General features: G+C 47.0%; 22 protein-coding genes. 19 read left to right on the plus strand and 3 right to left on the minus strand.

Going from position 1 to position 26,997, the window contains the following annotated elements; all coding sequences use genetic code 11:
* The first annotated feature begins 23 nt into the window (after window positions 1–23).
* Window positions 24–1,226 carry a saccharopine dehydrogenase family protein gene (locus V8Q34_RS00255; protein WP_033142772.1) on the plus strand — a complete coding sequence of 401 codons (1,203 nt, stop codon included), beginning with the start codon at window positions 24–26 and terminating at the stop codon, window positions 1,224–1,226.
* Between the two features lie 4 nt (window positions 1,227–1,230).
* Window positions 1,231–2,355, plus strand: coding sequence for a carboxynorspermidine decarboxylase (gene nspC / locus V8Q34_RS00260; protein ID WP_335834502.1), 1,125 nt, complete (start codon window positions 1,231–1,233; stop codon window positions 2,353–2,355).
* A gap of 83 nt (window positions 2,356–2,438) precedes the next feature.
* Here the strand turns inward: nspC and V8Q34_RS00265 are convergent, their stop codons facing one another.
* Window positions 2,439–3,350 carry an ArsR/SmtB family transcription factor gene (locus V8Q34_RS00265; RefSeq protein WP_033142774.1) on the minus strand — a complete coding sequence of 304 codons (912 nt, stop codon included), beginning with the start codon at window positions 3,348–3,350 and terminating at the stop codon, window positions 2,439–2,441.
* Between the two features lie 266 nt (window positions 3,351–3,616).
* On the opposite strand from V8Q34_RS00265, the gene V8Q34_RS00270 reads away from it, so the two are divergent.
* The 12 genes from V8Q34_RS00270 (at window position 3,617) to V8Q34_RS00325 (ending at window position 18,551) form a co-directional block, all read left to right on the plus strand.
* Window positions 3,617–5,092, plus strand: coding sequence for an alpha-L-arabinofuranosidase C-terminal domain-containing protein (locus V8Q34_RS00270; protein WP_033142775.1), 1,476 nt, complete (start codon window positions 3,617–3,619; stop codon window positions 5,090–5,092).
* 61 nt (window positions 5,093–5,153) lie between these two features.
* Window positions 5,154–6,494, plus strand: a complete 1,341-nt coding sequence (locus V8Q34_RS00275; protein ID WP_335834503.1) for an ABC transporter substrate-binding protein — start codon at window positions 5,154–5,156, stop codon at window positions 6,492–6,494.
* A gap of 81 nt (window positions 6,495–6,575) precedes the next feature.
* Entirely contained in the window at window positions 6,576–7,469 is an 894-nt protein-coding gene (locus V8Q34_RS00280) for a carbohydrate ABC transporter permease (protein ID WP_335834504.1), read from the plus strand.
* Complete coding sequence (locus V8Q34_RS00285; protein WP_033142778.1) at window positions 7,470–8,300, plus strand: carbohydrate ABC transporter permease; 831 nt, start codon at window positions 7,470–7,472, stop codon at window positions 8,298–8,300.
* Between the two features lie 158 nt (window positions 8,301–8,458).
* Window positions 8,459–9,328, plus strand: a complete 870-nt coding sequence (gene fba / locus V8Q34_RS00290) for a class II fructose-1,6-bisphosphate aldolase (RefSeq protein ID WP_033142779.1) — start codon at window positions 8,459–8,461, stop codon at window positions 9,326–9,328.
* Window positions 9,329–9,468: 140 nt separating this feature from the next.
* Window positions 9,469–10,857 carry an alanine/glycine:cation symporter family protein gene (locus V8Q34_RS00295; RefSeq protein ID WP_033142780.1) on the plus strand — a complete coding sequence of 463 codons (1,389 nt, stop codon included), beginning with the start codon at window positions 9,469–9,471 and terminating at the stop codon, window positions 10,855–10,857.
* 99 nt (window positions 10,858–10,956) lie between these two features.
* On the plus strand, window positions 10,957–11,877 hold the full coding sequence (locus V8Q34_RS00300) for an ArsR/SmtB family transcription factor (protein ID WP_033142781.1): 921 nt from the start codon (window positions 10,957–10,959) through the stop codon (window positions 11,875–11,877).
* Window positions 11,878–12,128: 251 nt separating this feature from the next.
* Window positions 12,129–12,983 (plus strand): Rpn family recombination-promoting nuclease/putative transposase, encoded by an 855-nt coding sequence (locus V8Q34_RS00305; protein ID WP_335834505.1) that lies wholly within the window; start codon window positions 12,129–12,131, stop codon window positions 12,981–12,983.
* Window positions 12,984–13,505: 522 nt separating this feature from the next.
* On the plus strand, window positions 13,506–14,891 hold the full coding sequence (locus V8Q34_RS00310) for an ABC transporter substrate-binding protein (RefSeq protein WP_335834506.1): 1,386 nt from the start codon (window positions 13,506–13,508) through the stop codon (window positions 14,889–14,891).
* A gap of 93 nt (window positions 14,892–14,984) precedes the next feature.
* Window positions 14,985–15,884, plus strand: coding sequence for a carbohydrate ABC transporter permease (locus V8Q34_RS00315; protein ID WP_335834507.1), 900 nt, complete (start codon window positions 14,985–14,987; stop codon window positions 15,882–15,884).
* Entirely contained in the window at window positions 15,874–16,707 is an 834-nt protein-coding gene (locus tag V8Q34_RS00320) for a carbohydrate ABC transporter permease (protein WP_335834508.1), read from the plus strand. Before V8Q34_RS00315 ends, V8Q34_RS00320 begins: the two co-directional genes overlap by 11 nt.
* A 44-nt stretch (window positions 16,708–16,751) precedes the next feature.
* Window positions 16,752–18,551 (plus strand): glycoside hydrolase family 2 protein, encoded by a 1,800-nt coding sequence (locus V8Q34_RS00325; protein ID WP_335834509.1) that lies wholly within the window; start codon window positions 16,752–16,754, stop codon window positions 18,549–18,551.
* Window positions 18,552–18,597: 46 nt separating this feature from the next.
* Here V8Q34_RS00325 and V8Q34_RS00330 read toward each other — a convergent pair whose 3' ends face one another.
* Complete coding sequence (locus V8Q34_RS00330) at window positions 18,598–20,238, minus strand: potassium/proton antiporter (RefSeq protein ID WP_335834510.1); 1,641 nt, start codon at window positions 20,236–20,238, stop codon at window positions 18,598–18,600.
* A 195-nt stretch (window positions 20,239–20,433) separates the two neighbouring features.
* Between V8Q34_RS00330 and udp the strand changes: the two genes are divergently transcribed.
* The 5 genes from udp to V8Q34_RS00355 all read left to right on the plus strand — a co-directional run bounded on the left by udp (window position 20,434) and on the right by V8Q34_RS00355 (window position 25,522).
* Window positions 20,434–21,210 carry a uridine phosphorylase gene (gene udp, locus V8Q34_RS00335; RefSeq protein ID WP_033139771.1) on the plus strand — a complete coding sequence of 259 codons (777 nt, stop codon included), beginning with the start codon at window positions 20,434–20,436 and terminating at the stop codon, window positions 21,208–21,210.
* Between the two features lie 41 nt (window positions 21,211–21,251).
* Window positions 21,252–22,460 (plus strand): phosphopentomutase, encoded by a 1,209-nt coding sequence (locus V8Q34_RS00340; RefSeq protein ID WP_335834511.1) that lies wholly within the window; start codon window positions 21,252–21,254, stop codon window positions 22,458–22,460.
* A complete protein-coding gene (gene add / locus V8Q34_RS00345; protein WP_081960133.1) occupies window positions 22,457–23,407 on the plus strand; it encodes an adenosine deaminase in 951 nt (316 codons plus the stop codon). The genes V8Q34_RS00340 and add overlap by 4 nt, the downstream gene beginning before the upstream one ends.
* A gap of 124 nt (window positions 23,408–23,531) precedes the next feature.
* Window positions 23,532–24,113, plus strand: coding sequence for a TetR/AcrR family transcriptional regulator (locus V8Q34_RS00350; RefSeq protein ID WP_103731284.1), 582 nt, complete (start codon window positions 23,532–23,534; stop codon window positions 24,111–24,113).
* Window positions 24,110–25,522 (plus strand): MATE family efflux transporter, encoded by a 1,413-nt coding sequence (locus V8Q34_RS00355; protein ID WP_335834515.1) that lies wholly within the window; start codon window positions 24,110–24,112, stop codon window positions 25,520–25,522. Before V8Q34_RS00350 ends, V8Q34_RS00355 begins: the two co-directional genes overlap by 4 nt.
* A gap of 73 nt (window positions 25,523–25,595) precedes the next feature.
* Here the strand turns inward: V8Q34_RS00355 and V8Q34_RS00360 are convergent, their stop codons facing one another.
* On the minus strand, window positions 25,596–26,975 hold the full coding sequence (locus tag V8Q34_RS00360; RefSeq protein WP_033139765.1) for a TrpB-like pyridoxal phosphate-dependent enzyme: 1,380 nt from the start codon (window positions 26,973–26,975) through the stop codon (window positions 25,596–25,598).
* Between the last annotated feature and the right edge of the window lie 22 nt (window positions 26,976–26,997).

Here is a 26,997-nt window from a genome sequence, read left to right on the forward strand (position 1 = left end):
ATAAATGACAGGAGGAAAAGAATATGGGAAAAGTAATGGTGATCGGCTGCGGCGGTGTGGCAGGCGTTGCGATCCGCAAATGCTGTGCAAACAGCCGGGTATTCGACGAGGTCTGTATTGCAAGCAGGACGCTGTCAAAATGCGATGCCCTGAAGGCGGAACTGGAGGGAAAGACAAAGACTAGGATCACAACCGCGCAGGTGGATGCAGGCAATGTGGCGGAGCTGACAGCTCTGATCGAGAGGGAAAAACCGCAGGTGGTTTTGAATCTGGCGCTTCCCTATCAGGACCTGACGATCATGGAGGCCTGTCTGGCCACCGGGACTCACTATGTGGATACTGCCAATTATGAACCGGAAGATACGGCGAAATTTGAATACAAATGGCAGTGGGCCTACCGGGAAAAGTTTGAGAAGGCCGGCATCACCGCACTGCTGGGGAGCGGATTTGACCCGGGTGTCACGGGAGTATTCTCCGCTTATGCGCTGAAACATTATTTTGATGAGATCAACTATATTGATATTCTGGACTGTAACGGCGGGGACCATGGGTATCCTTTTGCCACCAATTTCAATCCGGAGATCAACATCCGCGAGGTTTCCGCCAAAGGCTCCTATTGGGAGGACGGGCACTGGGTGGAGACAGAACCCATGGAGATCAAGCGGGTATATAATTTCGCGGAAGTGGGGGAAAAGGATATGTATCTGCTCCACCATGAGGAACTGGAATCTCTTGCGCTGAATATTCCGGGGATCAAAAGGATACGTTTCTTCATGACTTTCGGGGAGAGTTATCTTACACATCTGAAATGTCTGGAAAATGTGGGAATGACATCCATTGAACCCATACTGTATGAGGGAAAGGAGATCGTGCCGCTGCAGTTTTTAAAAGCTGTGCTTCCTGACCCGGCTGCCCTGGGGCCCAGGACAAAGGGCAAGACTAATATCGGCTGTATATTTACAGGCAAAAAGAATGGGAAGGAACAGCATCTGTATATTTATAATGTGTGTGACCATCAGGAGTGTTATAAGGAGACCGGTTCCCAGGCAGTGTCCTACACCACCGGAGTGCCGGCCATGATCGGTGCCATGATGCTTATGACCGGTACCTGGAACAAGCCAGGTGTGCACAATATCGAGGAGTTTGATCCGGACCCGTTTATGGAGGCACTGAAGGAGTGGGGGCTGCCGTATCAGATAAATGAGACCCCCTGCCTGGTGGAGTAGGCCTATGAGACGGGAGGAACTGCCCACGCCGTGCTATTTGGTCTCCTTACCGGATCTGGAGAAAAACCTGCGCCTTTTAAAAGGAATCATGGACCGGACCGGGTGCAGGATACTGCTGGCACAGAAGGCGTTTTCCATGTACAGCCTCTATCCGCTGATCGGCAGTTATTTGAGCGGTACGGCTGCCAGCGGACTTTTCGAGGCAAGACTGGGGGCGAAGGAGATGGGAAAGGAAAACCACATCTATTCCCCAGCCTATAAGGAGGAGGAGTTTGAGGAGATCCTTTCTTACTGCGGGCATATTGTATTCAATTCTTTTGCGCAGATAGAAAAATACGGGAAACGGGTGCTGGACGCGGGAAAAAGTATGGGGATACGGATCAATCCCCAGTGTTCCACGCAGGAAGGACATGCCGTCTATGACCCCTGTGCACCCGGTTCCCGACTGGGTGTGACGAGGGAACGGTTTCGGCCGGAGCTTCTGGAAGGTGTGGAGGGAATACATTTCCACACACTCTGCGAGCAGGACGCAGATGATTTGAAAACAACACTGGATGCTGTGGAGGAGAAGTTCGGTGAGTATCTGTACCGGATGAAATGGGTAAATTTCGGCGGCGGACACCATATTACCAGACCGGGTTACAACATCGGGCTTTTGGAGGAATGTATCCGGCGCATTCGGGAAAAATACCGGGTCACCGTCTATCTGGAACCCGGTGAGGCGGTGGCATTAAACGCGGGGGTGCTTCTTACAAAGGTGCTGGATACCTTTTACCAGGACGGCGGCATCGCCATTTTAGATGCCTCTGCTGCCTGCCATATGCCCGATGTACTGGAGATGCCCTACAGACCGCCTCTGGCCGGAAGCAGGGAGGCTGGGGAATACCCATACACGTATCGTCTGGCCGGGCCGACGTGTCTGGCCGGCGATGTGATAGGAACCTATTCCTTTGACCATCCCCTGTCAGTGGGGGAACGCCTGGAATTCGGCGATATGGCCATCTATACCATGGTGAAGAATAATACCTTTAACGGTATGTGTCTGCCCGCAATTGCTGTGGAGCGGGAACATGGGGAGTGCGAGGTGGTGAAGGCGTTTGGGTATGAGGATTTTAAGATGCGGTTGTAAATAATAGAGTAAATTATGATATAAAAGCCCTTTGCTGTGTGCTGAGAATGCATATGGCAAAGGGCTTTTTTGTTGTCAGGTTGTCATTCATATAAAAGCTTTGCTTTGATGGATTGATTGTGATTTCCAAAACCTGCACCGAAAATAGTAAATCCTCCGGGATTTCGGGTGTCCTCCGGATTAGAAAAACGCAGGGTGATGGGATGGCTGTAATCAATATGCAGGTCATCAATGGTGGTATCTGAGATTTTAGTGCTTCCATCGATGAAGGTTCCGTTTTTATTGACAATGAGCATTTTGAGCAGCCCGTATTGATTGTTGCCGTCCGGATACCAGGAGGGATTAAAACGGCCGCGTTTTGAGCCATAATCTCCAGGACTTACCCAGTAACCAAGTGGGACATCATTGACTGAAAAATAAATATCTGAGGGATAGACATCCTGAAAGCCCGGTGCCTCAGACGAAATTTCAAAAGACAGCTGCAGTTCAACCAGACGTTCCCCCGCTTTTAAATCATTGGGAATATTGTATTCGATATATCCTGAGGAGAACCATAAAACAGAAGCCTCAAATCTCTGAGCAAAATAAAAATATCTGGGATCATCAAATTCACCAATCAGGCCGTTTACAGTGGCCAGACCGCAAGTTGGCTTTACCTGACAGGCAGTATAATGACCAATACGGATGTCCTGATGATAACAGTTCTCCTGGGTGATGGATGGCTGCAATTCAACGATCAGATTATTATGTTTGGGTTTACAGATTTTCATGGAACCTCTTGTACCGGATACAGAATGGATTTCAATTAAATCCGCTTCCAGCAATTTGTTGATATGGGTTGAGATTGCACTGTTGGTAAGACTAAGCATCTGAGCAATTTCATTCAGATTTTTTCCTTCGTTTTCTGAAATGATATTCAGGATTTTCAGCCTGACTTCTGATGACAATGCTTTAAAGACAGGCAGAGCCTGTTCTGGGTTTTTAAAATACAGCATAAGGATTTCCTTTCATAGATACGCTTTCTATTACCAGATTATAACATTTAAAAAAAAACATGGCAACGTACAAAAAGACTAAATATTTGTTTGAAAATATATTTAATAATAAGAAATATATTTAATATAAATGTTAAATACATTAAAAAATGTTGAATAATGACTAATAAAAGCGTTGACATGTCAATAAAATAGTGATACTATACAATTAATCAATCAAAACATTAAATATTAAATTAAAAAGTTAAATTAAGGGAGGAAAGTCCATGAGCAGACTGGTCATCAATGGTTATCATCGGAAAAACCGCATTAATAAAAATATATACGGGCATTTTACAGAACATCTGGGGCGCTGCATTTACGAAGGGATTTATGTCGGTGAGAACTCCGGTATACCAAATGAAAAAGGAATGAGAAAAGACGTAGTGTCAGCTCTCAGAGAAATACGCGTTCCTGTTTTGCGCTGGCCGGGAGGGAATTTTGCAGACGAATATCACTGGATGGACGGAATTGGCACACGCAGTGAAAGGCGTAGAACCATAAATACACATTGGGGAGGTGATGTGGAAGATAATAGTTTTGGAACACACGAGTTTTTTGAGCTCTGCAGACAGATTGGCTGTGAACCCTATATAAACGTGAATTTGGGAAGCGGAAGAGTGGAAGAGATGCAGAAATGGATTGAATATATGACATTTGCAGGAGATTCTTCCCTTACTCATCTCAGAAAAAAAAATGGGCAGGAGAAGCCCTGGAAACTGAAATACCTGGGAATAGGAAATGAAAACTGGCTTTGCGGAGGAAACATGACTGCAGGTTATTATGCGGATGTTTATAATCAGTTTCAAACTTACGTCAGAAGCTATGGTGAGGAATCTGTTTACAAAATTGCCTGCGGACCGCTGGATGATGATTACGAATGGACAGATGTTCTGATGAAAAAGGCAGCGAATAATCTGGATGCGATTTCTCTGCATTACTATACATATCCGGGTGTAAACATAGAAGGACAGAAGGGAGAGTCCATAAAATTCGGAGAGAGTGAATGGTATCACACAATCTCACAGTCTTTGAAAATGGAAAATCTGATTCGTATACATACAGGAATTATGCGCAGGTATGACCCGAAGGGAAGAGTCGATTTCATCATAGACGAGTGGGGAAACTGGTATAATCCGGAACCCGGCACGAATCCGGGACATCTGTTTCAGCAGAATACAGTCCGTGATGCGGTGACTGCAGCTGCGAACCTTAATATTTTTAATCAGTACAGTGACAGAATCTCCATGGCTAATATAGCACAAGCTGTTAATGTTCTGCAGTCTGTTCTTATCACGGAGAAAGATAAAGTTGTTAAAACACCTACTTATTATGTATATGATATGTTCAAATATCATCAAAACGCTATACTTTTGGATAGCTATCTGGAAACAGAGGAGATTGGTCCGGAAGCTGACAGAATAGTGAATATGAATCATTCCGTATCTATCGGGGATGATGGGAAGTTAAATATTACAATTGTGAATTTTTCTGCAGATACTTCTTATGATATAGAATGTGAAATTTTAGGTGGTAAGGCAGACGAGGCAGAAGCGTTTATTCTTCACGGGGCGATGAATGCGCACAATACTGTGCAGGCGTCTGACTGTGTGAAAAAAGTACAATTTTATGACTATAAAATGACGGAACGGGGAATAGATTTCGAAATTCCACCGAGAAGTGTTTTATTGATAAGGCTGTAGAAGGAGGGCAGCGGGAAGAAAACAGTAAATTCTAAGTATACGCTAAAGGAGGTATTTATTTATGAAGAGAAAAACAATTGCTTATGCCATTGGGGTAGTTTTGGCGTTTGGTCTGCTTGCAGGATGTGGGAATAACAGCAGCCAGAGTACAGAAAATGAAAAAAAGAGTGACACAAATACAGAGGAGGAGACCGCAGGAAATAAAGCCGCAACAGATTTTGAAATATGGCTGACCACGGAACTTCACTGTGATTTTTACGATGAAATGCAGGCACTCTGGAATGAAGAAAATCCGGATAAACAGATAAAACTGACATATTCTGTACTGCCGTATGAGGATATGCACAATAAACTTCTCATTGCCCTGCAGGCAGGGACAGGCGCTCCTGATATGGCTGATATCGAACTCGGAAAATTTGCCAATTTTCTAAAGGGTGAACCGCAGCTGGTATCTTTAAATGATGCCATTGCACAGTATAAAGATAATGTGGTGCAGTCCAGGCTTGATATTTATACCAAAGATGACAACTGTTACGGTTTGGATTTTCATGTAGGTGCATCTATGACATACTACAATGCGGAAATTCTTGAGGAAGCCGGTGTGGATTATACACAGATTAAGACATGGGATGATTTCCATGAAGCCGGCAGGACAGTGCTTGAAAAAACAGGGAAACCTATGTGCACAGTAGATACCGGAAATGATCCGTTTTTTCTCATGCCTTTTCTTGCTCAGCAGGGCGGCGGGCTTTTAAAAGAAGACGGTACCAATAATGTAAATTCTCCTGAGATGATAAAGACACTTACGTTCCTTCAGGAAATGCTGGATGACGGAACTGCTGTTGTCTCTCCGGGCGGCAGCCATCAATGTGAGGAGTATTGGGGCTTTATGAATGAGGGGGGCGCAGCTTCGGCTATGATGCCTATGTGGTATATGGGGCGTTTTACAGATTATATGCCTGATTTGAGCGGGAAAATTATAATCGCGCCTAATCCAGTATGGGAAGAGGGACAGGACCGGTCGGTTGGCCTTGGCGGTACCGGAACAGCAGTCACTGTACAATGTGAAAATCAGGAGCTCGCAGCAGAATTTCTTGCCTTTGCAAAACTTTCTGAGGAAGGAGCTGTAAGAGAATATACAATTTTAGGATTTGATCCCATGCGCAGTGATGTCTGGGATATGGATGAAGTGAAAAAAGCTGATACAAAATACACAAAGTATTTTAAGAATAATCCTTTTGAAGCATTACTGGAAGTAAAAGACGAAATTCCGGCCATAACAGTAGGGGAGAACTTCCCTGATGTAGTGAGTGCCATGAATACAAAAGTGATGTACAGGGCATTTGAAGAGAAAGAGAATCCGGCAGTTGTCTGCAGTGAAGAGGCTGCTTCATTAAAGTAAAAGGTTAACCGGAATAAACGGAATATATTCTGTCAAGGGTATATTCCGTGCCGGATTTCTGATAAAGGAAAAGGGGTTAATATGGTGAAAAGAATCAAACAGTTTGGTTATTCAAAAAAAGCAGCGCCATACTTGTTTATTCTGCCTTTTATGTTGTCTTTTCTGATATTTTTTCTGTACCCTGTTATTTCCATTGTACAGATGAGTTTCCAGTCGGTACTGCCTGGAATGGTGGAATATATCGGTATGGAGAATTATAGAAATCTGTTAAACCCAACATTTTTTAAGGCAGTAAAAAACAGTCTGGCGTATACACTGATTACACTTGCAATTTTAATACCTGTGCCAATGATTTTGGCTTGTATGATCAACAGCAAAAAAATGGTGGGAAAGACATTTTTTAAGTCTGCATTATTTGTGCCCACATTGACATCTGTTGTAGTGGCGGGCATTATTTTTCGGCTTCTGTTTGCCGAATCTGACGGCGCGCTGATGAATCAGATTATTGGTGTCTTCGGGAAAAGTCCGGTAAAATGGTTAAGAAATGGTACCACTGGTTTTATGGTTCTGATCTTTCTGGCATTCTGGAGATGGGTAGGGATAAATCTGCTGTATTTTCTTTCCGGTCTTCAGAGCATTCCGGAAGAAATTTATGAGTCTGCAGATCTGGATGGTGTAAATACATGGCAGAAGTTTAGATATATCACGGTGCCTATGTTGAGGCCAATAACAACGTATGTCCTGACCATTTCTATCTACGGCGGTCTTGCTATGTTCACAGAGAGTTATATGCTGTGGGCAGGGAACAGTTCACCGAATGATATGGGACTTACAATTGTGGGATATCTGTACAGAGCAGGATGGGAACAGAATAATATGGGATTCGGATCTTCCATTGGTGTATTTCTGCTGATCGTGACTTTGGCATTTAATGCAGTGCAGATGTATATTTCAAATAAAAAGGAGAGGGCATAAATGACTAAAAAGAAGATAAACGCAGGTATTATGCTGATTTTTTTGATTCTTTCCGTGATTGTGTTATTTCCCATACTTTGCCTGGTAATTGGAGCACTAAAGCCTTCATCAGAGATTATACGTTCCGGGTTGAATGCCAGGATAGATTTGGATATTATGGGCTTTTTTAATTTTAAGAGCCTGTTTACATCCGGAACAGAGTACTTTATCTGGTTTAAAAATAGTTTTCTGCTGACAATTGTGCAGACACTGTTGTCCTTATTTGTAAGTGCATCTGTGGCCTATGGATTTGCTATGTATGAATTTAAAATGAAAAAATTGTGGTTTTCCTGTATGCTTTTGATAATGATGATACCAATGGAGATTATTATGCTGCCTCTTTATAAAGAGATGATTACTTTTCAGCTCATTGATAGATTTACCGGTGTTCTTCTTCCTTTTATTGCAGCACCTATCCCCATTTTCTTTTTTTACCAGTTCTTAAAAGGTATATCAACAGCCTTTTTGGATGCGGCTCGGGTAGATGGCTGTACAGAGATTGGTATTTTTGTGAAGATCATTCTTCCGCTGATGGCTCCGGCATTTGCTTCCATGGGAATATACCAGGGTATGATCAGCTGGAATAATTTTCTGTGGCCTTTGATCGTATTGAAGAGTAACAGCAAAATGACTCTGCCTATCGGACTTTCAACATTGATGACTCCTTATGGAAATAATTATGATATTCTGCTTGCAGGGTCAGTTATGGCAATCATTCCCGTGTTGATACTTTTCCTGGCTTTTCAGAAATATTTTATAGCGGGTATGACTGCCGGAGGCGTTAAGGGATAACAGCAGGTGCTCAGTATTGGTAAATTTGCGTAAGAAAAGCTTGCCAGAAGGGGGAAATGTGTTATAATAATAACAAATCGTTCTTTCCTTATGAACAGGCCATTCGTCTGAGCAGGGATGGGAAAAGCGAGAATTTTCAATTAGTGGAGGTTATATTTATGTTAGTATCAGCAGCTGAAATGCTTAAAAAAGCAAAAGCAGGACACTATGCAGTAGGACAGTTCAATATCAATAACCTGGAGTGGACAAAAGCAGCTCTGTTAACAGCAGAAGAGTGCAAATCCCCGATCATCCTGGGTGTATCCGAAGGAGCCGGAAAATACATGACCGGTTTCAAGACCGTTGCGGAAATGACAAAGGCTATGATTGAAGAGCTGAACATCACTGTTCCGGTGGCTCTGCATTTGGATCACGGTACTTATGAAGGATGCTACAAATGTATCAAAGCCGGATTCTCATCCATCATGTTTGATGGTTCTCATTACCCCATCGAAGAGAACGTTGAGAAGACAAAAGAGTTAGCAGGTGTCTGCAAAGGCCTCGGCTTATCTCTGGAAGCTGAAGTTGGTTCCATCGGCGGCGAGGAAGACGGCGTTGTGGGAATGGGCGAGTGCGCAGACCCGAAGGAATGCAAGATGATCGCTGATCTGGGTGTGGACATGCTGGCAGCAGGTATTGGAAATATTCATGGAAAATACCCGGAAAACTGGGCTGGCCTTCGTTTTGACGTTCTGGATGACATCCAGAAACTGACAGGCGAGATGCCGTTAGTTCTGCACGGCGGTACAGGTATCCCGGCTGATATGATCAAAAAAGCCATCGACCTTGGCGTATCCAAGATCAACGTAAACACAGAGTGCCAGCTTACTTTCGCTGCTGCTACACGTGAGTACATCGAAGCAGGAAAAGATAACCAGGGCAAAGGCTATGACCCGCGTAAATTATTAAAACCGGGCTTTGACGCTATCTGTGCTACTATCAAAGAGAAAATGGAACTGTTTGGTTCTGTAGGAAAAGCTTTCGAGTAATTCCGCTGTAAAACATATGTATTTAAGGCTGTTTCGGGATGACCGGAGCAGCCTTTTTCTCTTCCCGCTCTTTCCGGCTGTTCATAGTTCGGACAGCACTCTCATATACTGCTATGAATATCTTTTTGGGCAGGTCCTGCATGTCAAACTTTCTGCACACGCTTCACGAATTTGTCTGGAGTCCGGGGATGCTGTTTTTCTTTCTGGCAACAGGCATACGATTTACCATAAAATCAAGATTTTTCCAGATCACCCATGCAAAGGAATGGTTTAGCACCACACTGGGTTCCCTGCTGAAAAAAGAAGAGGTGAGAAAAACAAAAGAGGAGCATTCCATCTCCCAGTTCCAGTCTTTCTGCACTGCGCTGGCGGCAACTTTGGGAACCGGAAATATCACGGGGGTGGCAACTGCGCTCATGGCCGGCGGACCCGGCGCTATATTTTGGATGTGGGTTTCCGCATTCTTTGGAATGATGACCAATTACGCGGAGAACTATCTGGGAATCCGTTACCGCTACAGGGATGAAAACGGCGGCTGGGTGGGGGGAGCCATGGTTTATATGGACAAAGGGCTTCACTGCAGATGGATGGCCGTTATTTTTTCACTCTGCTGCCTGGGCGCTTCTTTTGGCATGGGAAACATGGTACAGGGGAATTCCATGGCAAAAGGCCTGGAGGAGGCCTTTCATATACCGGCCTTTTTCACAGGTGTTGTGACTATGCTGGCAACCGCTTATGTGCTGAACGGAGGATTGAAGCGCGTGGCAGCACTCACAGAGAAACTGGTCCCGGTTATGGCGGCTGCTTACCTTTTGGGGGCGCTGGTGGTTTTGTGGGCCCATAAGGAGATGATACCGGATGCATTCGGTATCATATTCCGGGAGGCGTTCCGTGTGAAGGCAGCAGTGGGCGGTGCAGCGGGATACGGAATCAGCAGGGCGCTGCAGATGGGCGTTGCCCGCGGTATCTTTTCCAATGAGGCAGGTCTTGGTTCCTCGGTGATCGCCCATGCGCAGTCCGATGTCAAAGACCCGGAAACCCAGGGAATGTGGGGAATCGCAGAAATTTTCATAGACACGATTTTAGTCTGCACGGTCACAGCTCTTGTTATTTTGGTCAGCGGCGTCTATCAGCCGGAAATCTGTCTGCAGAACCTGGCCGCAGGCATTGAGAATATTGACGGCACCACACTTACGGGAATGGCATTTTCCACGGCCATACCTTTCGGAAAACAGTTTCTGGCTGCTGCCACCGTACTGTTTGCCTTTGCCACCATTGTGGGATGGTCCTGCTTCGGAGAACGGACCGCTGCTTATCTCTGTAAGGAAAAGGGCGCCGCAGCGTACCGGTTCTGTTATATTCTGCTGACCCTGCCGGGCTGCATGCTTTCCCCGGGTGTTATATGGGAACTGTCCGATACATTGAACGGTATGATGGCAATTCCGAATCTGCTGGCGCTGTTCTTTTTGGGACGGGAAGTGAAATACATAGCCGATAAAAAGAAAAAAGGTAAGAGAATACAGCCATAAACTTTCTTGCTGCTGCCAGGAGAAGATGATATACTAAAAACAAAATCTATGGAGATACCGCATATGGCTGTATCAGAAAAAGAAACGGGTTGGTGAATTATGGCAAAAATAAGAGAGCTGGATATGGAGAATGTGGAGACGCTCTGTGACGTGGGAAAGGCTTTATCTTCCCCTGTGCGTGTGGAAATCCTGAAGCTTCTCTATTCTGACAATATGATCATAGGAGAGATCGCAAAGGCGCTGGACATTCCCCAGTCCAGTGCTGCCTTTCATCTGAAGCTTTTAGAGAAGGCGGATTTGATCCGTATGGAGGAACAGCCGGGCAGCAGGGGAACCATGAAGGTGTGCAGCAGAAAATTTGATTTTGTAAATATGTGTCTGCTCAGGCGGAACCTGGACGTCAATGAGATCGTCAGTGTGGAAATGCCCATCGGCAGTTATACGGGCTGCAAGGTCCATCCCACCTGCGGCCTGTACTCCCCGGAAGGCGTCATCGGTATGGAGGATACCGAGTACAGCTTTTATGATCCGGAGAAAATAAGAGCCGGACTTTTCTGGACATCTGCCGGCTATGTGGAATACAAATTCGCAAACGCAGTGCCAAAGAACCGTCATGCCAAGAGCCTGAGCCTGTCCATGGAAATCTGTTCCGAGGCTCCGGGATACAGGGAGGACTGGAAATCAGATATCACGGTATGGATAAACGGTGTGGACTGCGGAACCTGGACATGCCCAGGCGATTTCGGAAGCAGAAGAGGCAGACTGAATCCCGCCGTATGGCCGGACGGCTCTACCCAGTACGGAATGCTCATGACCTGGGAGATACTTGGAGACGGCTGTTTTATCAATGGAAACAAGGCAGCGGAAGCCACACTGGAGGACCTCTTCCTCATGGAGAAGCCATACATTGATGTACGGATAGGAAATAAGGAGGACGCCAGGTATATAGGCGGATTTAATCTGTTTGGAAAGTCTTTTGGAAACTATGAGCAGGATATTGTAATGAGTGTGGAGTATTAAATCAAATCTGTTGTACAGGCTGTCGGTGCCATATGGAGCAGAATCTTCCCGATCTGTGCAGCGCCAAGCGTATTGGCCGGCACGGAGGAAACAGTACCTCCTGCCTTATGGGCGTCAGGCTTGCCTGCTTACTGTTTGGGAAGAGCAGTGACTCAAAAGGAAAATTCGAATATATAAAATTAAATATGGCAATTGCAAATCTGATGTGATATAATCAGAACAGAATTCCTCTGCTTATGCGGAGGTTGTTTATGAATCAAAACAGAAAACTGGCACAACTGATGTTCAAAGACAATTTTATGTTTGGTGCAGTTATGGTAAATGAAGAAATCTGCCGTGATTTTCTGGAGATGGCTGTGGGTTTTCCTATTGAAAAGGTAGAAATCAGCAGAGAGAAAAGCATGATTTATCATCCGGAATACCGGGGGATACGACTTGACATCATAGCCAAAGATGAGAACCGAACACATTACAATGTAGAAATGCAGGTGGCAAAAAAGTCTTTTTTGGAGAAAAGGGCCAGATACTATCACAGCCAGATGGACATGGAGCTGCTGCTTACAGGGGAGGATTATGAACGGCTTCCCGCAGCTTATGTGATCTTTATCTGTGATTTTGACCCCTTTGGCCTGAAGAAATACCGCTATACGCTTCAGAATATCTGTGCAGAGACAAAGAGAACCGTTTCGGACGGGAGAGTTACCATATTTTTAAGCGCCTGTGGGGAAAATGAGAAAGAAGTACCTGAAAATCTAGTTAAGTTTCTGAAATTTGTTAAGGCTGATCTGCCTGAGAGCACTCAGGATTACCGGGATGATTTTATAAAAAAAATCCAGGAGTCTATGATAAAAATCAAGAGCAGCCGGGAAATGGAGGAGAAATTCATGCTGCTGGAAGAGTTATTGAGAGATGAGCGCGCGGAAGGCAAAACGGAAGGCAAGTCTGAGTCAGTCCTGTTCTTACTGCAGGATCTGGGGCCTGTTTCCGATGAACTCAGAGATAAAATCCTGGGGGAGAGGAATCGGGACGTCCTTTTAAAGTATTTGAAGCTGGCGGCACATGTCGGCTCCGTTGCCGAATTTATGGATAAAATGGATAAAATTTGATCCGCTGCTTCTGAGACCTGATAACATAACCGAAATTCTGAGAGCGGATGCTGCTTAATCTGACAGCGGCATCCCTGTCTTACAAATCTATACCAGATCTGGTATATGAAAAATCCTATTGTAAATTATATTTTTAAATTATAAGCAGAGGAATTCTGTCTTTGGACTTTTTGGCTTACTGCGGGAGCCTGCAGTTTTGACATCACATGCCAAATAATTATGAGAACAAGAAGCACACCCACTCAGTTATGACAGAAATACTGAAAACAAACAGTAAAAAGATACTTAATAAAACAGTAATACTGTTGTATATAAATAGAAATACTGTTATAAATGGTCAAAAACACAAAAATTAGCAAAATAAAACTTGACATACTGACGAAATGACGGTATTATAGATACATAAAGAACAATAAAACTGTTTTAAATGAGGCTCTTACAAAGAAATAACCAACAGTAATATTGTTTTTATGACCGGTCACAAAAGGATAAGAAACCAAATTTCAAGGAGGAAGAGAAAGTATGAAACGTAAAGCAATCGCATCGATCCTGGCACTTACATTAACTGCAGCAGCAGTCCTTTCCGGCTGTGGAAGCGAAAATTCAGAAAAAAGCGAGGGGGGGGTAAAATCCTCTCAGGAAGAAGGAACCGAAGAGCAGGGTGAAGAGGCCTCAGCGGATGTTAACGACGATGGAACAGTCAACAATCCGGAAGCAGTAGCTGTAGACAAAAATAAATTGGTATTCTGGTCTCTGTTCAGCGGCGGCGACGGGGAATTCATGGATAAGATGATAAGCGAATACAATGAGGGTGGCCCGGAAAAGCAGGTACAGTCCATTATGCTGGTATGGGCAGATTACTATACAAAGCTGCAGACAGCAGTGGCGGCAGGCAAAGGCCCTGATATTGGTGTTTCCCATGCATCATCCCTTCCGGAACTGGTAGAACAGGGTGTGGTTGCCCCTCTGGACGATTATCTGGATGAACTGGGCGTGGACCTGAGCACCATGTATTCCGAGACATCCCTGGAATCTGTAACCTTTGACGGCTCTATTTACGCGGTTCCGCTGGATACCCATGCAGAGATCATGTATTTCAACAAAGATATCCTGGACCAGGCAGGCGTCGCGCTGAATGACAAGGGCCAGCTTGCTATTGCCAGTGAAGACGATTTCTACGCAGTTTGTGATAAGATCAAAGCGGTTATCCCGGAGGGAGGCTCAGTTATCTCTCTGACAAATAATGGTGATGACCCATATCGTGTATGGTGGGCGACTTACTTCCAGATGGGAGGAACCCCTCTTGTGAATGAAGACGGCAGTGAAGTCACCATGGATAAAGACATTGCGGTAAAGGCGGCGGAATTTGTAAAGAGCCTCTATGACAAGGGCTATGTGGCAGAAGGAATTGATGACCACCAGCAGTTTTTCCAGAGCGGAAAAGCCGGCATCTATATTGGTGGTACATGGGGAACCGGAGCCCTGGAGAAAACAGAAAACCTGAATTTCGGTGCCATGCCTTATCCGCAGATGTTTGACAAGAATGCATGCTGGGCAGACTCCCATACACTGATTCTTCCGACTAAGAAAGACAGAAGCGAGGAGGACAGCAAAGCAGCAGTGGAATTTATGGTAAGTGCTTCCGAAAAAGGCGGCCTTACATGGGCAGGCTCAGGTCAGATACCTGCCAGCAATGCAGTCAGGGAAAGCCAGGAATATCTGGATATGCCCTACAGAAGCAGCTATATGGAAGCTTTGGAGACAGCAGTTCTTCCCTCAAAGGTTTCTACATTTAATGCTATGAAGTCAGGTATGATTGACAGTCTGAATACTCTGTGGTCAGGTGATACTGACGCAGAAGAGGCAGTCGGTATGCTTTACGACGAACTTGATACGAATCTTCCGTAAATAAGCAGGGCAGAGAAGGGGGAGCATAAGGCTCTCCTTTCCCTTGCAGACAGCAAAACTATCGTGAGCGGGAAGCTGTAAGGAGGAAATCAAGTGAGTAAAAAAAGAAAGCTCAAAAACCTGATGGCAGGACTGGGATTCATACTTCCCTTTTTTATCCTGTATACAGTATTTACCATTTGGCCGGTGATCCAGGGTGTCTATGTCAGCCTTCATAAATGGTCTCTGATGGGAAAAGTAAAGTTCGTGGGACTTGACAACTACATAAAATTCCTGGGGGATAAAAAGTTTCTGGACGCCCTATGGCACACTACGTATTTCGTACTGATCACCACACCCCTTCTGGTGATCATGGCACTGATTCTAGCCCTGTTTGCCAACCGGCCGAACAAATTAAAGAAGGGCCTGCGTATCTGTTATTATCTTCCCAGTGTACTGTCTGTGTCTGTTGCGGCATTTATAGCAAAATATATGTTCACGCCGTACCGGGGATTTATCAACGGATTTCTGCATTTTATTAAGGTCCTTCCCCCGGACAGGGAGCTGCAGTGGCTCAACGAGAGCGGTCTTGCCTGGTCAGCCATCACAGCCATGACGATCTGGTGGACGGTTGGATTTTCCATGCTTCTGTATCTGTCTGCGCTTCAGGATATATCGCCCCAGATATATGAGGCCGCATCCATAGACGGCGCAACCAAGAGACAGCAGCTTTTCTCCATCGTACTGCCGCTTTTGAAGCCGACTACTTATCTGGTGGTACTTCTGCAGGTCATTGCTTGTTTCAAAGTATTTGGACAGATTTATATGATCACAGTAGGCGGGCCGGCAGGATCTACAAGGCCGCTGATCCAGTACGTATATGAGACAGCCTTCAAGAAAAACAACATGGGGTATGCGGCAGCCATGTCCTATGTACTGTTTCTGATACTTGTAGTATTGACTATTGTGCAGAAGACGATTGAGAGAAAGGGGGCAGAGGCTGATGAATTCTAAGGCAAAGAAAAAACCGGGCAGTATTGTATTATCCATCATATCCGTGATCCTGGCGGCGATCTTTATGACGCCGATTCTGTGGTCTCTGGCAGTTTCCTTCCAGAAAGAGGGAAAGCAGATCAATAGTATACTGGACTGGTTCACACCACCGTATACATTCCAGAATTACCCGGATCTTATTCTGGGTTCGGATGTTACAAAATGGCTGTTCAACAGTGTATTTATCGCTGTGTTGACTACAGTTCTGACCGTGATCCTTTCTGCCATGGCTGCGTATGCTCTGGCAAAGATCAAATTTAAGGGGAACAATGCGCTATATTTCTATTTTCTTCTGGGATTGATGGTGCCGGGGGAAGCAACCATTGTACCTCTTTTTATCACGGCAAACGGCCTGAATCTCATTGATTCCTACGCAGGCCTTGTATTGCCCACAATTGCGGGTTCCATGAATCTGATCATAATGGTGACCTTTTTTAAAGGACTGCCAAACGAGCTTCTGGAGGCAGTGCAGATTGACGGGGGAGGAGAGCTGACCGCATTCTTCAAAGTGGTGCTGCCCTTGTCAAAGGCGGTTATCTCAACTGTCTGTATTTTCGCCTTTATCGGAAGCTGGAACAATTATCTCTGGCCCCTGCTCTGTTCCATGAGCAGCAGCAAGTTCACCCTTCCCATAGGTATTCCGACCTTTGCGGGAACTTATACGGTGGACTATGTAAAACCAATGACAGCAAATATGATAGCAGCGGTGCCTGTTATTCTTATTTATATCCTGTTTGAGCGTCAGATCGTGGAAGGCATCACCATGTCCGGCGTCAAGGGATGACAGGAAAAGTAATTGACATTTACCTATAAGGAGGACAAACAGAAATGAAATGCTACAAAAAAGACTATCCGAGACCCCAGTTTGTGCGTGACAACTGGATGAATTTAAACGGGACATGGGATTTTGGATTCGATGACGAAAACCGCGGAGAAAAAGAGGCATGGTATGAGAAGTTTAAAGGAGAGAGACAGATTCAGGTTCCCTTTACCTACGAGACCAACTTGAGCGGTATCGGCGAGGAGGAGATCCATGAAAATGTCTGGTACAGACGCAGCTTTGCGGTAAATGGCGAAATGCTTTGCGGCAAAAGGCTTCTCCTGCATTTTGAAGGCAGTGATTTCCTGACAAAAGTGTGGGTAAACGGCAGTTTTGCGGGCAGTCACAGAGGCGGATATTCCCGCTTTTCCTTTGACGTGACAGACCTTGTGCGTGACGGGGAAAATGAGCTTGTAGTGAAGGTGGAGGATTCCACTGACATCCGCCAGCCAAGAGGAAAACAGCGCTGGATTAAAGAAAATTTTGCCTGCTGGTATGTGCAGACAACAGGCATCTGGAAAACCGTATGGATGGAATACGTGCCGGAGATCAGACTGGACCACGTAAAGATAACACCTGTACTCACAGACAATGCGGTGGAGCTGGAGTATGAAATAGCCGCCGCCGCGGAATGCTTCGGCGATGAGCTTTCGGTGGAAGCGGTAGTCAGTTTTGACGGAATGTTTGTGGCAAAAGGAACGGTTTTCATGGCTGCTTCCCACGCAAAAACCGTGCTGGAAGTCTCCGGTTCAGGGGAGAATGCCTTTGTCTGGGGCGTAAGAACCTGGTCACCGGAGGAGCCTGATCTGTATGACATTACTTTCCGCGTTCGGTACAAAGGAGAGATATGTGATGAGGTGGGTTCTTATTTCGGCATGCGGGAAATCCGCATTGATGGACCAAACATTCTGCTGAACGGCAAACCACTGTATCAGAGACTCATTCTTGACCAGGGATACTGGAAGGATTCCCATCTGACCCCGCCAAGTGAGGAGGCGCTGATCGAAGATATCGACAAGATCCATGCGCTTGGTTACAACGGCCTGCGCAAACATCAGAAGATCGAGGATGAGCGTTTCCTGTACTGGTGTGATGTTAAAGGCATGTTGGTGTGGAGTGAGGCTGCCGCTGCCTATGGATTTTCAGATTATGCCGTGGAGCTGTTCACAAAGGAATGGATCGACATTGTGCGTCAGAATTACAACCATCCGTCCATCATCACCTGGACTCCGTTTAACGAATCCTGGGGAATCCAGAGGGTGGAAGTGGATAGAAAACAACAGCATTTTACAGAGGCAGTTTACCATCTCACAAAGAGCATGGACGGATACCGCCCGGTGGTAGTCAATGACGGTTGGGAGCATACAGTTTCCGATATCATTACGCTTCATGATTATGAAGAATGCGGCGATATTTTCTATGACCGGTATGCAGGACATAAAGAAGAGATTCTGAGTACAGAGATGTATCACAGCAGCAGCAAATCCGCAATGGCAAACGGATACGAATACAAAGGCCAGCCGGTCCTGATCAGTGAATACGGCGGAATTGCCTTCAACAATGACGACAGCGGCTGGGGATACGGCAATAAAGTGAACAGCAGGGAGGAGTTCATCCGGCGTTTTGATGAGATCACGACTGCTGTGAAGAAGGTACCTTATATCTGCGGCTTCTGCTACACACAGGTGACAGATGTACAGCAGGAGATCAACGGTCTTATGGATATGGAAAGAAACTTTAAGATAGAACCGGAAATTATCAGGGAAATCAATGAAAGACATGTAGGATACTGGAGATCTTATATGTAAAAAAGAGCAGCTCTGCGGAAAATAAAACCGCGGAGCTGCTTTTGACTTATCCGGCAGGTAATTCTTTTACGGGCAGATTTTTCCGGTATTCCGGTACGGAATAGATCACAAGCAGGTCATTTTCCATAATGACTGTGTCCCCGTTCGGAACAACCGTTTCCTCCCCGCGCAGAATCATAATGACCAGTTCGCCGGGATAGGGAGAGAAGTCGGAAATCTTAATACCGATCCAGGGACTTTTTGCGGTTATCCGCATTTCCGTCAGCTCCAGATTTTCCTGTTCCTGATATCCGCGGGCGCTTAATACAGCCGTATCCCCGGGGAGAAAAATGGTTTCTCCGCTTGGAATCACGGTCTTGTCCCCCCGCAGAAGCATGAGAAAAAGAGTGTCCGGGGGAAGGGGAATGTCCTTCACAGCCGTATGGCTCCAGGAGTGTGTCTCTGTTATGCGGATGCGGATAAACTGCAGGTCAACTTCCTCAGAGTAATCACTGAAGGTCTTCATGACATCCGCCTCTGTGTCACTCATATTCAGTTTCTTCGCTGCCTGGGAGAGAAAACTTCCCTGGAATAAGATGGAGAGCAGTACAATACAAAATACAATATGATAGACATCAAAGCCGGTATAAGCCTCATCCACAGTGGCCATAATGGCAAAAACAATGGACGCTGCACCTCTGAGCCCTGCAAAGGAGACAAGGGCCTGCTGATTGAGACGGCATTTGAATGGCGTCAGTATGGCCAGGACCGCCAGAGGCCGTGCCGCCAGGGTCAAAAACAGGGCGATTGCCAGTGCCGGAAGGAAAATATGGGGAAGCTTTGAGGGCGTTGCCAGCAGACCAAGGAGAAAGAAGATGAGCATCTGCATAAGTCCTGTGATACCGTCGAAGAAGTTTACCAGTGATTTTTTGTTCCTGATCTTGGTATTGCCGAGAATGATTCCTACCATATAGGCACTTAAGTATCCGTTGCCGCCCGCCATGGAAGGCAGTGCATAGGAGAGCAGCGCTGCCGCGATGACAAAAGCCATATCAAATCCCGCAATATCAAAACGGATATGCTGCAGGATAAAACGGGCTGCAAAAGCAATGAGGCATCCAAAGAGAATACCGAAAAAGAGCTGCGCAAAAATCATATAAAAGACAGAGCCTGCGCTTGCCGTACCGCTCATGGCAGAGAGAACCACTGCTGTCAGCATATAGGAACAGGGGTCATTGCTGCCGCTTTCCAGTTCCAGCATGGAGGCTGTGCCGTATTTGAGGCCCATATTTTTAGAACGGAGTATGGAGAAGACAGAGGCCGCGTCCGTGGAGCTGATGACAGAGCCTATGAGCATGCTGTCCAGAAAGCTGAATTTCAGGACAAAATAACAGAAGAAACCTGTGAGGGCGGCGGTGATCACAACTCCCAGAGTGGAGAGGAACACAGATTTGACGGCAACAGGTCTGGCCTCATTCCAGTTGGTGCCGAAACCGCCGTAGAACATAATGAAGATCAGTGCTGTGGAGCAGATATTTTCCGCCAGCGGATAATTGTCGAAAGAGATTTTTACGATACCGTCTGTTCCGAAAGCCATACCGAGAAGGATAAAGGCCAGCAGCATGGGTACACCGATCTTATCGGAAATCCGATGCAGTACAATACAGAGCAGAATTACAGATGAAATTAATAATAAGTTCCATGTCATTTTTTTACCTCCTGGTGAGTGTCCGCAGTGGAAGCAGAGTTTTCAGAGTGGGCAGGCGTCAGGGAAGTGAAACCTGAGGTTATTGTAACATGAAAACAGGTTTTTGTAAAAAAGAGACACATGACCTTTTTTATTTCCTGTGATTTGTTATAATAAATCTATGAACCACGTAAATTACAGGAAAGGGATGAATATATGATAAATTATTCAGAGGTAGAGGGAAAGCAATATCACACACAGGTTGGCAGAGGGGATGTGGGGCGTTATGTTATCATGCCGGGTGACCCAAAGCGCTGTGAAAAGATCGCCAAATATTTTGACCATCCCAGGCTGATCGCGGACAGCAGGGAGTATGTGACCTACACGGGTACCCTGGAGGGGGAAATGGTCAGTGTGACATCCACCGGCATCGGCGGCCCTTCTGCGTCCATCGCCATGGAGGAACTGGTCATGTCAGGCGCTGATACATTTATCCGGATAGGAACCTGCGGAGGCATGGATCTGGATGTAAAAAGCGGCGATATCGTCATTGCCAACGGAGCCATCCGCATGGAGGGGACCAGCAAGGAATACGCGCCCATTGAGTTCCCGGCAGTACCGGATTTTGGTGTGACCAATGCCCTTGTAAATGCAGCAGAAACGCTGAAGAAGCCTTACCATGTGGGAGTGGTGCAGTGTAAGGATTCCTTTTTCGGACAGCATTCCCCGGAGACGAAACCGGTGGGCTATGAACTGCTGAACAAATGGGATGCATGGCTGAAACTGGGCTGTAAAGCATCGGAGATGGAATCCGCAGCTATTTTCATTGTAGCCAGTTATCTGAAAGTCCGGGCAGGCAGCGTTTTTCTGGTGGTGGCTAACCAGGAGCGGGCGAAAAAGGATCTGCCGAATCCTGTCGTACACGATACGGAGGGCGCCATACAGGTGGCAGTGGAAGCAGTCCGGGAACTGATCCGAAAGGAAAAAAAGTGATCCGGAGCGGAAAATATGGCATAACAGAAAAGAGGTAGCAGATGGAATGTAAAGAAAGATTCAGAAGAGTGTTTGTGATCGTTATAGATTCCCTGGGGGTGGGCGGTGCCGTGGATGCGGAGCAGTTTGGTGATGCAGGGGCAGATACTCTTGGGCACATTGCCTCGCATGTGAAGGGATTTTCTGTTCCCAATATGCAGAAGCTGGGAATTGCCAATCTTCACCCGCTGGAGGGAATAGAACCTGTAAAACATCCTCTGGCATATTACACAAAACTCAATGAGACCAGCAGGGGAAAGGACACCATGACAGGCCACTGGGAGATGATGGGCCTGAAGACAGAAAAGCCTTTTATCACGTTCACTGAGACAGGATTTCCACCTGAACTGATCGCGGAGCTGGAAAGACGAACCGGGCATAAGGTGATCGGCAATAAGAGCGCCAGCGGCACAGAGATTCTGGATGAACTTGGTGAGGAGGAAATTGCCACCGGACATATGATCGTCTACACCTCCGCGGATTCTGTACTGCAGATCTGCGGCAATGAGGAGACTTTCGGCCTGGAGGAGCTGTACCGGTGCTGTGAGATCGCAAGGGAGCTTACCATGAAAGATGAGTGGAAGGTGGGAAGAGTCATTGCGAGGCCTTATGTGGGCAGAAAGAAGGGAGAGTTCAGACGGACCAGCAACCGCCATGACTACGCGGTCAAACCCTTTGGGAAAACCGTGCTGAATGCCCTGAAGGATGCGGGGCTGGATGTGATCTCCATTGGCAAGATCAATGATATCTTCGCCGGAGAAGGAATCACAAAAGCTCTGAAATCAAAGAGCTCTGTCCACGGCATGGAACAGACCATCCGGGAAGCAGAGGAGGATGATTTTCACGGGCTGTGTTTTGTGAATCTGGTAGATTTTGATGCCCTTTGGGGGCACAGAAGGGATCCGGAAGGATATGCCGGGGAGCTGGAACGTTTTGATGAAAAGCTGGGAGTTTTTCTGGACGCCATGAGGGAAGACGATATGCTCATCATCACGGCGGACCATGGAAATGACCCTACTTACCAGGGGACAGACCACACAAGAGAGCAGGTGCCGTTTTTGTTGTATTCGCCGTCCATACAGGAAGGAAAAGCGCTGCCCCAGGCGGATTCCTTTGCGGCAGTCGGCGCCTGTGTGGCGGAGAATTTCGGTATACCCATGCCAGAAGGAACGATTCGGATATCCCGGAATTATATGGAGGAATGCAGATGAATGCCATTGAGGAACTGAAAAAATATGACCTGCACTGCCACCTGGACGGCTCCCTATCGGAGGCAGTCATAAGAAAACTGGCATCCGGTGCCGGGGTGGACATTCCTGCAGGGGAAAAGCTTATGGATCTTCTTCAGGTACAGCCGGACTGCAAAAGCCTGAAAGAATATCTGGAAAAGTTCGACCTGCCCCTGTCCTGTCTGGCGGACCGGGATAGTTTCCGCATGGCTGTGTCCCAGCTTTTAGGAGATGGGGCAAAGGAGAATGTGGTATACATGGAGATTCGTTTTGCGCCGCTTCTGTCCGTGCGGGAGGGACTTACATGCAGGGAGATCATTGAAGGAGCTCTGGATGGTCTGCGGGAAGGCCGGGAAAAGTATGGTGTAGGCGGAAATCTGATCCTCTGCGGTATGCGTCATATGCCGGCGGAAAAAAACGTGGAGCTGGTAGAAACAGCCAGAGAGTATCTGGGCCGGGGCGTGGCTGCCGTTGATCTGGCCGGGGATGAAGCTGCATTTCCGGTAAAGACCCAGGCGGAAATGTTCCGGAAAGCAAAGAGACTGGGTATGCCCTTTACGATCCATGCAGGCGAGTGCGGCAGCGCGCAGAGCGTGTGGGACGCCATTGAACTGGGAGCTGACAGGATAGGCCATGGAATCGCGGTCAGGAAGGATAAGAATCTGAAGGCACTGTGTGCACAGCGGAGGATTCCTCTTGAAATGTGTCCCACCAGCAATCTGCAGACAAAAGCTGTGGACAGCCTGAAGGATTACCCGATCCTGGAGTTTATGGAAGCCGGGATTCCCGTTACGGTGAACACGGATAACAGGACCGTGAGCGGCACGACGATAACGAAGGAGCTGGAACTTTTAAAAGAGTATTTTCATATTACCTACAGCGATATGGAACAATTGATGAAAAATGCGGCAGAGGCAGCCTTTGACTAAGTATATTTGACAAAACTAACACCGTTCGTATATAATATAGATTATACGAACGGTGTTAGTTTTTTGCCGCAATGGAAAATACCGCACGCGGCATATCAATTTTGTCCGGAAAAAGGAGACCGTCATGGGAAGAAGAGGATTGAATGCGGAAGTGATCATGGAGGCAGCCATAGAACTGGTGGAAGAGAAGGGATACCGGAATTTTTCCATGCGTGAGCTGGCAGCTCGTCTGGGCGTGCAGCCGGCCTCTCTCTATAATCATGTAAATGGCATTGAGGAGGTCAACACGGCAGTTGGCATGCACGGTATAACAGAATTGGAAAAAGCCCTGAAACAGGCATATACATATTCTGATTTTACAGAGGCGCTGGGTATCATGGCGGATGCTTACCGTAAATTCGCCATGGAAAGCCCGGAACTCTACCAGGCCATCATAGAGATGCGCACCTCCGAAAATGAGGAGCTGAAACATGCCATCCAGCGGATCATCCATCCTTTCCTGGTGCTCATCGGCAGGGAGGTAAAAGACCACGAAAAGACAGTGAACCTTCAGCGAACCATACGGAGTGCCCTTCACGGCTTTGTCTCTTTGGAACAGGAAGGGTATCTTACCTATGAAAATCCGGACAGCAGTACCAGTTTTCGGTATATGGTGGAAAGTCTGGCGGTACTTGTAATGAGAGAGGGGGAGAAAGAAAGATTATGACAGCATCGGAAATCACAGCGGAGGAGCGGGAACGAAAACAATATGAGAAGATGACGCAGACGCCGGTATCCAACCTGATCGTGCGTCTGGGCATTCCTACTATTATAAGTATGCTGATCACCAATATCTATAACACTGCAGATACATATTTTGTCAGCCGTTTAGGAACCAGCGCCAGCGGGGCGGTGGGAGTGGTGTTCAGCCTGATGGCCATTCTGCAGGCTTTTGGGTTTATGTTCGGACACGGGGCAGGCAGTATCATATCCAGAAAGCTTGGAAAAAGAGACCGGGAGAGTGCAAGCAGATTTGCATCCACCAGTTTTTTTCTGTCTATTCTGACGGGAACACTGATCGGCGCGGTGGGGATTACGTTTTTAACTCCGTTTATGCGGGCACTGGGAAGTACCCCGACAATCCTGCCGTTTGCCAAACAGTATGGACTTTTTATTCTGCTGGCAGGTCCTTTTATGACGGGGAGCTGTGTGCTGAACAATATTCTGCGATACGAGGGCATGGCTGCTTATGCCATGATAGGACTGACAACAGGCGGCATTCTGAATATGATAGGTGACCCGATCCTTATGTTCGGCCTGAATATGGGGGTATTGGGCGCCGGGCTTGCCACAGCCCTATCCCAGATGATCAGCTTTTTTATCCTTCTCTATATGTTTGTGGCGAAGAAGACCCAGAGCAGATTGTCCATACGGCTTGTGACAAGAGATATCCGCGAGGTGGGACTGATCGTTGCGACAGGATTTCCAAGTCTGATCCGGCAGGGGCTGGGCAGTGTGTCCACCATGCTCCTCAATCATCAGGCAGCAGTGTATGGAGACGCGGCAGTGGCGGCTATGAGTATTGTGAACAGGATCTGCATGCTGGTATTCTCAGTAGGGCTGGGTCTGGGTCAGGGATTTCAGCCGGTGGCGGCATTTAATTACGGCGCCGGGAAATATTCCCGTGTAAAGAAGGGGTTCTGGTTTACGGCAGGCTCAGGGGAGATCATGCTTGGAAGCTTTGCGATTATCTGCCTTTTCGTATCCTCAGGCATCATCGGGGTGTTCCGGGATGACCCGCAGGTAATCGCCATCGGTGTCTTTGCCCTTCGATGTCAGTGCATTGCTTTCTTCTTCCAGCCTCTTTCTGTCTGTACCAACATGATGCTGCAGAGTGTGGGCGAGAGCAAAAAAGCATCCCTTCTCTCTGCGCTCAGGAGCGGAATCTGCTTTATTCCCCTCATTCTCATACTACCGGCAGTGATGGGGCTGAGAGGAGTCCAGATCGCGCAGGCAGTGGCGGATGTCCTGACCTTTGCTATCTCTCTTCCTCTGGTAGCGTCATTTCTGAAAAAACTGCCTGTGGATGAAGGTATGCCTGCTGTGCGGTTGGAAGAGTCAGATGTGAGTGCCTGACAGGAATACAATCCATAGTAAAAGCCCGCTTTTTCAGACTGAAAATCTGAAAAACGGGCTTTTGTATTTGCTCTTATTCCTGGATTCCAGGTATTTTAGGCAGTCTTGCAAAACTCTTTTCCAGCTCCGCATCCGTAGGAATATAATCTTTCATTGTTCCGTCCATATAGGACTGATACGCATACATATCGAAATATCCGGTTCCTGTCAGGCCGAAGAGAATCGTTTTGGCTTCCCCGGATTCTTTGCATTTCAGAGCCTCCTGTACGGCACCATAGATGGCATGTGCGGACTCAGGTGCAGGCAGGATGGTCTCCTGTTTCGCAAACATGGTGGCTGCCTCAAATACTTTTGTCTGTTCTACGGAAATGGCCTCCATATAGCCGTCATGATACAGCTTGGAGAGGATAGGGGACATGCCGTGGTAACGCAGACCGCCTGCATGGTTTGCGGATGGGATGAAGTCACAGCCCAGAGTGTACATTCTGGCAAGCGGCGTCACCTTTCCGGTATCACAGAAATCGTAGGCGTATTTTCCGCGGGTAAGGGACGGACAGGAAGCCGGTTCCACTGCCACGATGCGCGGGTCAGCCTTTCCTGTGAGTTTATCCTGCATAAATGGTGAGATCAGGCCGCCCAGATTGGAGCCGCCGCCTGCGCATCCCACCACAACGTCCGGGTACTCATCCAGCAGTTCCATGGCTGTCTTGGACTCCAGGCCGATGATGGACTGATGGAGCAGCACTTGGTTCAGCACAGAACCCAGCACGTATTTATAGCCGTCCGTGGAAACCGCTTTTTCCACAGCTTCGGAGATGGCACAGCCCAGGCTGCCTGAAGTGCCGGGATTTTCAGCCAGGATTTTACGGCCGATCTCTGTGGTCTCGCTGGGGCTTGGAACGATCTCCGCATCAAAGGTGTGGATCACGGACTTGCGGAATGGTTTCTGCTCGTAGGAGCATTTTACCATATAGACGATCAGAGGCAGATGGTAGAAGGAGCACGCTTCTGCCAGGGCGGTTCCCCACTGACCGGCGCCTGTCTCTGTTGTCAGGCCCTTTAATCCCTGTTCTTTTGCGTAATATGCCTGAGCTACAGCGGAGTTTAACTTGTGGCTTCCGGAGGTGTTATTGCCCTCGAATTTATAATAAATCTTAGCTGGTGTGTCCAGATATTTCTCCAGATTGTAGGCGCGGATGAGAGGGGAGGGGCGGTACATTTTATAAAAGTCCTGGACCTCTTCCGGGATGTCAATGTAACGTGTCGTATTGTCCAGTTCCTGATGTGCCAGTTTTTCACAGAATACGGGATAGAGTTCCTCCTCGGTGATCGGTCTGCCTGTGCCCGGGTTTAAAAGAGGGTCGGGAAGGTCCTTCATGTCTGCCCTCAGGTTATACCACTGCTTAGGCATCTGCTCCTCGGTTAAATATACTCTGTGCGGAATTTTTTTCATAATTGTGTTCTCCTTTCTTATG

It is taken from the genome of Blautia sp. JLR.GB0024 (assembly GCF_037000545.1).
GTDB lineage: Bacteria > Bacillota > Clostridia > Lachnospirales > Lachnospiraceae > Blautia > Blautia celeris.

Coding starts and splice junctions, on each gene's coding strand:
- add (WP_081960133.1), top strand. CDS start 22,457: ATGAATGCCATTGAGGAACTGAAAAAATATGACCTGCACTGCCACCTG.
- V8Q34_RS00355 (WP_335834515.1), top strand. CDS start 24,110: ATGACAGCATCGGAAATCACAGCGGAGGAGCGGGAACGAAAACAATAT.
- nspC (WP_335834502.1), top strand. CDS start 1,231: ATGAGACGGGAGGAACTGCCCACGCCGTGCTATTTGGTCTCCTTACCG.
- V8Q34_RS00270 (WP_033142775.1), top strand. CDS start 3,617: ATGAGCAGACTGGTCATCAATGGTTATCATCGGAAAAACCGCATTAAT.
- V8Q34_RS00255 (WP_033142772.1), top strand. CDS start 24: ATGGGAAAAGTAATGGTGATCGGCTGCGGCGGTGTGGCAGGCGTTGCG.
- V8Q34_RS00275 (WP_335834503.1), top strand. CDS start 5,154: ATGAAGAGAAAAACAATTGCTTATGCCATTGGGGTAGTTTTGGCGTTT.
- V8Q34_RS00340 (WP_335834511.1), top strand. CDS start 21,252: ATGGAATGTAAAGAAAGATTCAGAAGAGTGTTTGTGATCGTTATAGAT.
- V8Q34_RS00265 (WP_033142774.1), bottom strand. CDS start 3,350: ATGCTGTATTTTAAAAACCCAGAACAGGCTCTGCCTGTCTTTAAAGCA.
- V8Q34_RS00285 (WP_033142778.1), top strand. CDS start 7,470: ATGACTAAAAAGAAGATAAACGCAGGTATTATGCTGATTTTTTTGATT.
- V8Q34_RS00360 (WP_033139765.1), bottom strand. CDS start 26,975: ATGAAAAAAATTCCGCACAGAGTATATTTAACCGAGGAGCAGATGCCT.
- V8Q34_RS00310 (WP_335834506.1), top strand. CDS start 13,506: ATGAAACGTAAAGCAATCGCATCGATCCTGGCACTTACATTAACTGCA.
- V8Q34_RS00305 (WP_335834505.1), top strand. CDS start 12,129: ATGAATCAAAACAGAAAACTGGCACAACTGATGTTCAAAGACAATTTT.
- V8Q34_RS00330 (WP_335834510.1), bottom strand. CDS start 20,238: ATGACATGGAACTTATTATTAATTTCATCTGTAATTCTGCTCTGTATT.
- udp (WP_033139771.1), top strand. CDS start 20,434: ATGATAAATTATTCAGAGGTAGAGGGAAAGCAATATCACACACAGGTT.
- V8Q34_RS00295 (WP_033142780.1), top strand. CDS start 9,469: ATGTCAAACTTTCTGCACACGCTTCACGAATTTGTCTGGAGTCCGGGG.
- V8Q34_RS00325 (WP_335834509.1), top strand. CDS start 16,752: ATGAAATGCTACAAAAAAGACTATCCGAGACCCCAGTTTGTGCGTGAC.
- V8Q34_RS00350 (WP_103731284.1), top strand. CDS start 23,532: ATGGGAAGAAGAGGATTGAATGCGGAAGTGATCATGGAGGCAGCCATA.
- V8Q34_RS00300 (WP_033142781.1), top strand. CDS start 10,957: ATGGCAAAAATAAGAGAGCTGGATATGGAGAATGTGGAGACGCTCTGT.
- V8Q34_RS00280 (WP_335834504.1), top strand. CDS start 6,576: ATGGTGAAAAGAATCAAACAGTTTGGTTATTCAAAAAAAGCAGCGCCA.
- fba (WP_033142779.1), top strand. CDS start 8,459: ATGTTAGTATCAGCAGCTGAAATGCTTAAAAAAGCAAAAGCAGGACAC.
- V8Q34_RS00320 (WP_335834508.1), top strand. CDS start 15,874: ATGAATTCTAAGGCAAAGAAAAAACCGGGCAGTATTGTATTATCCATC.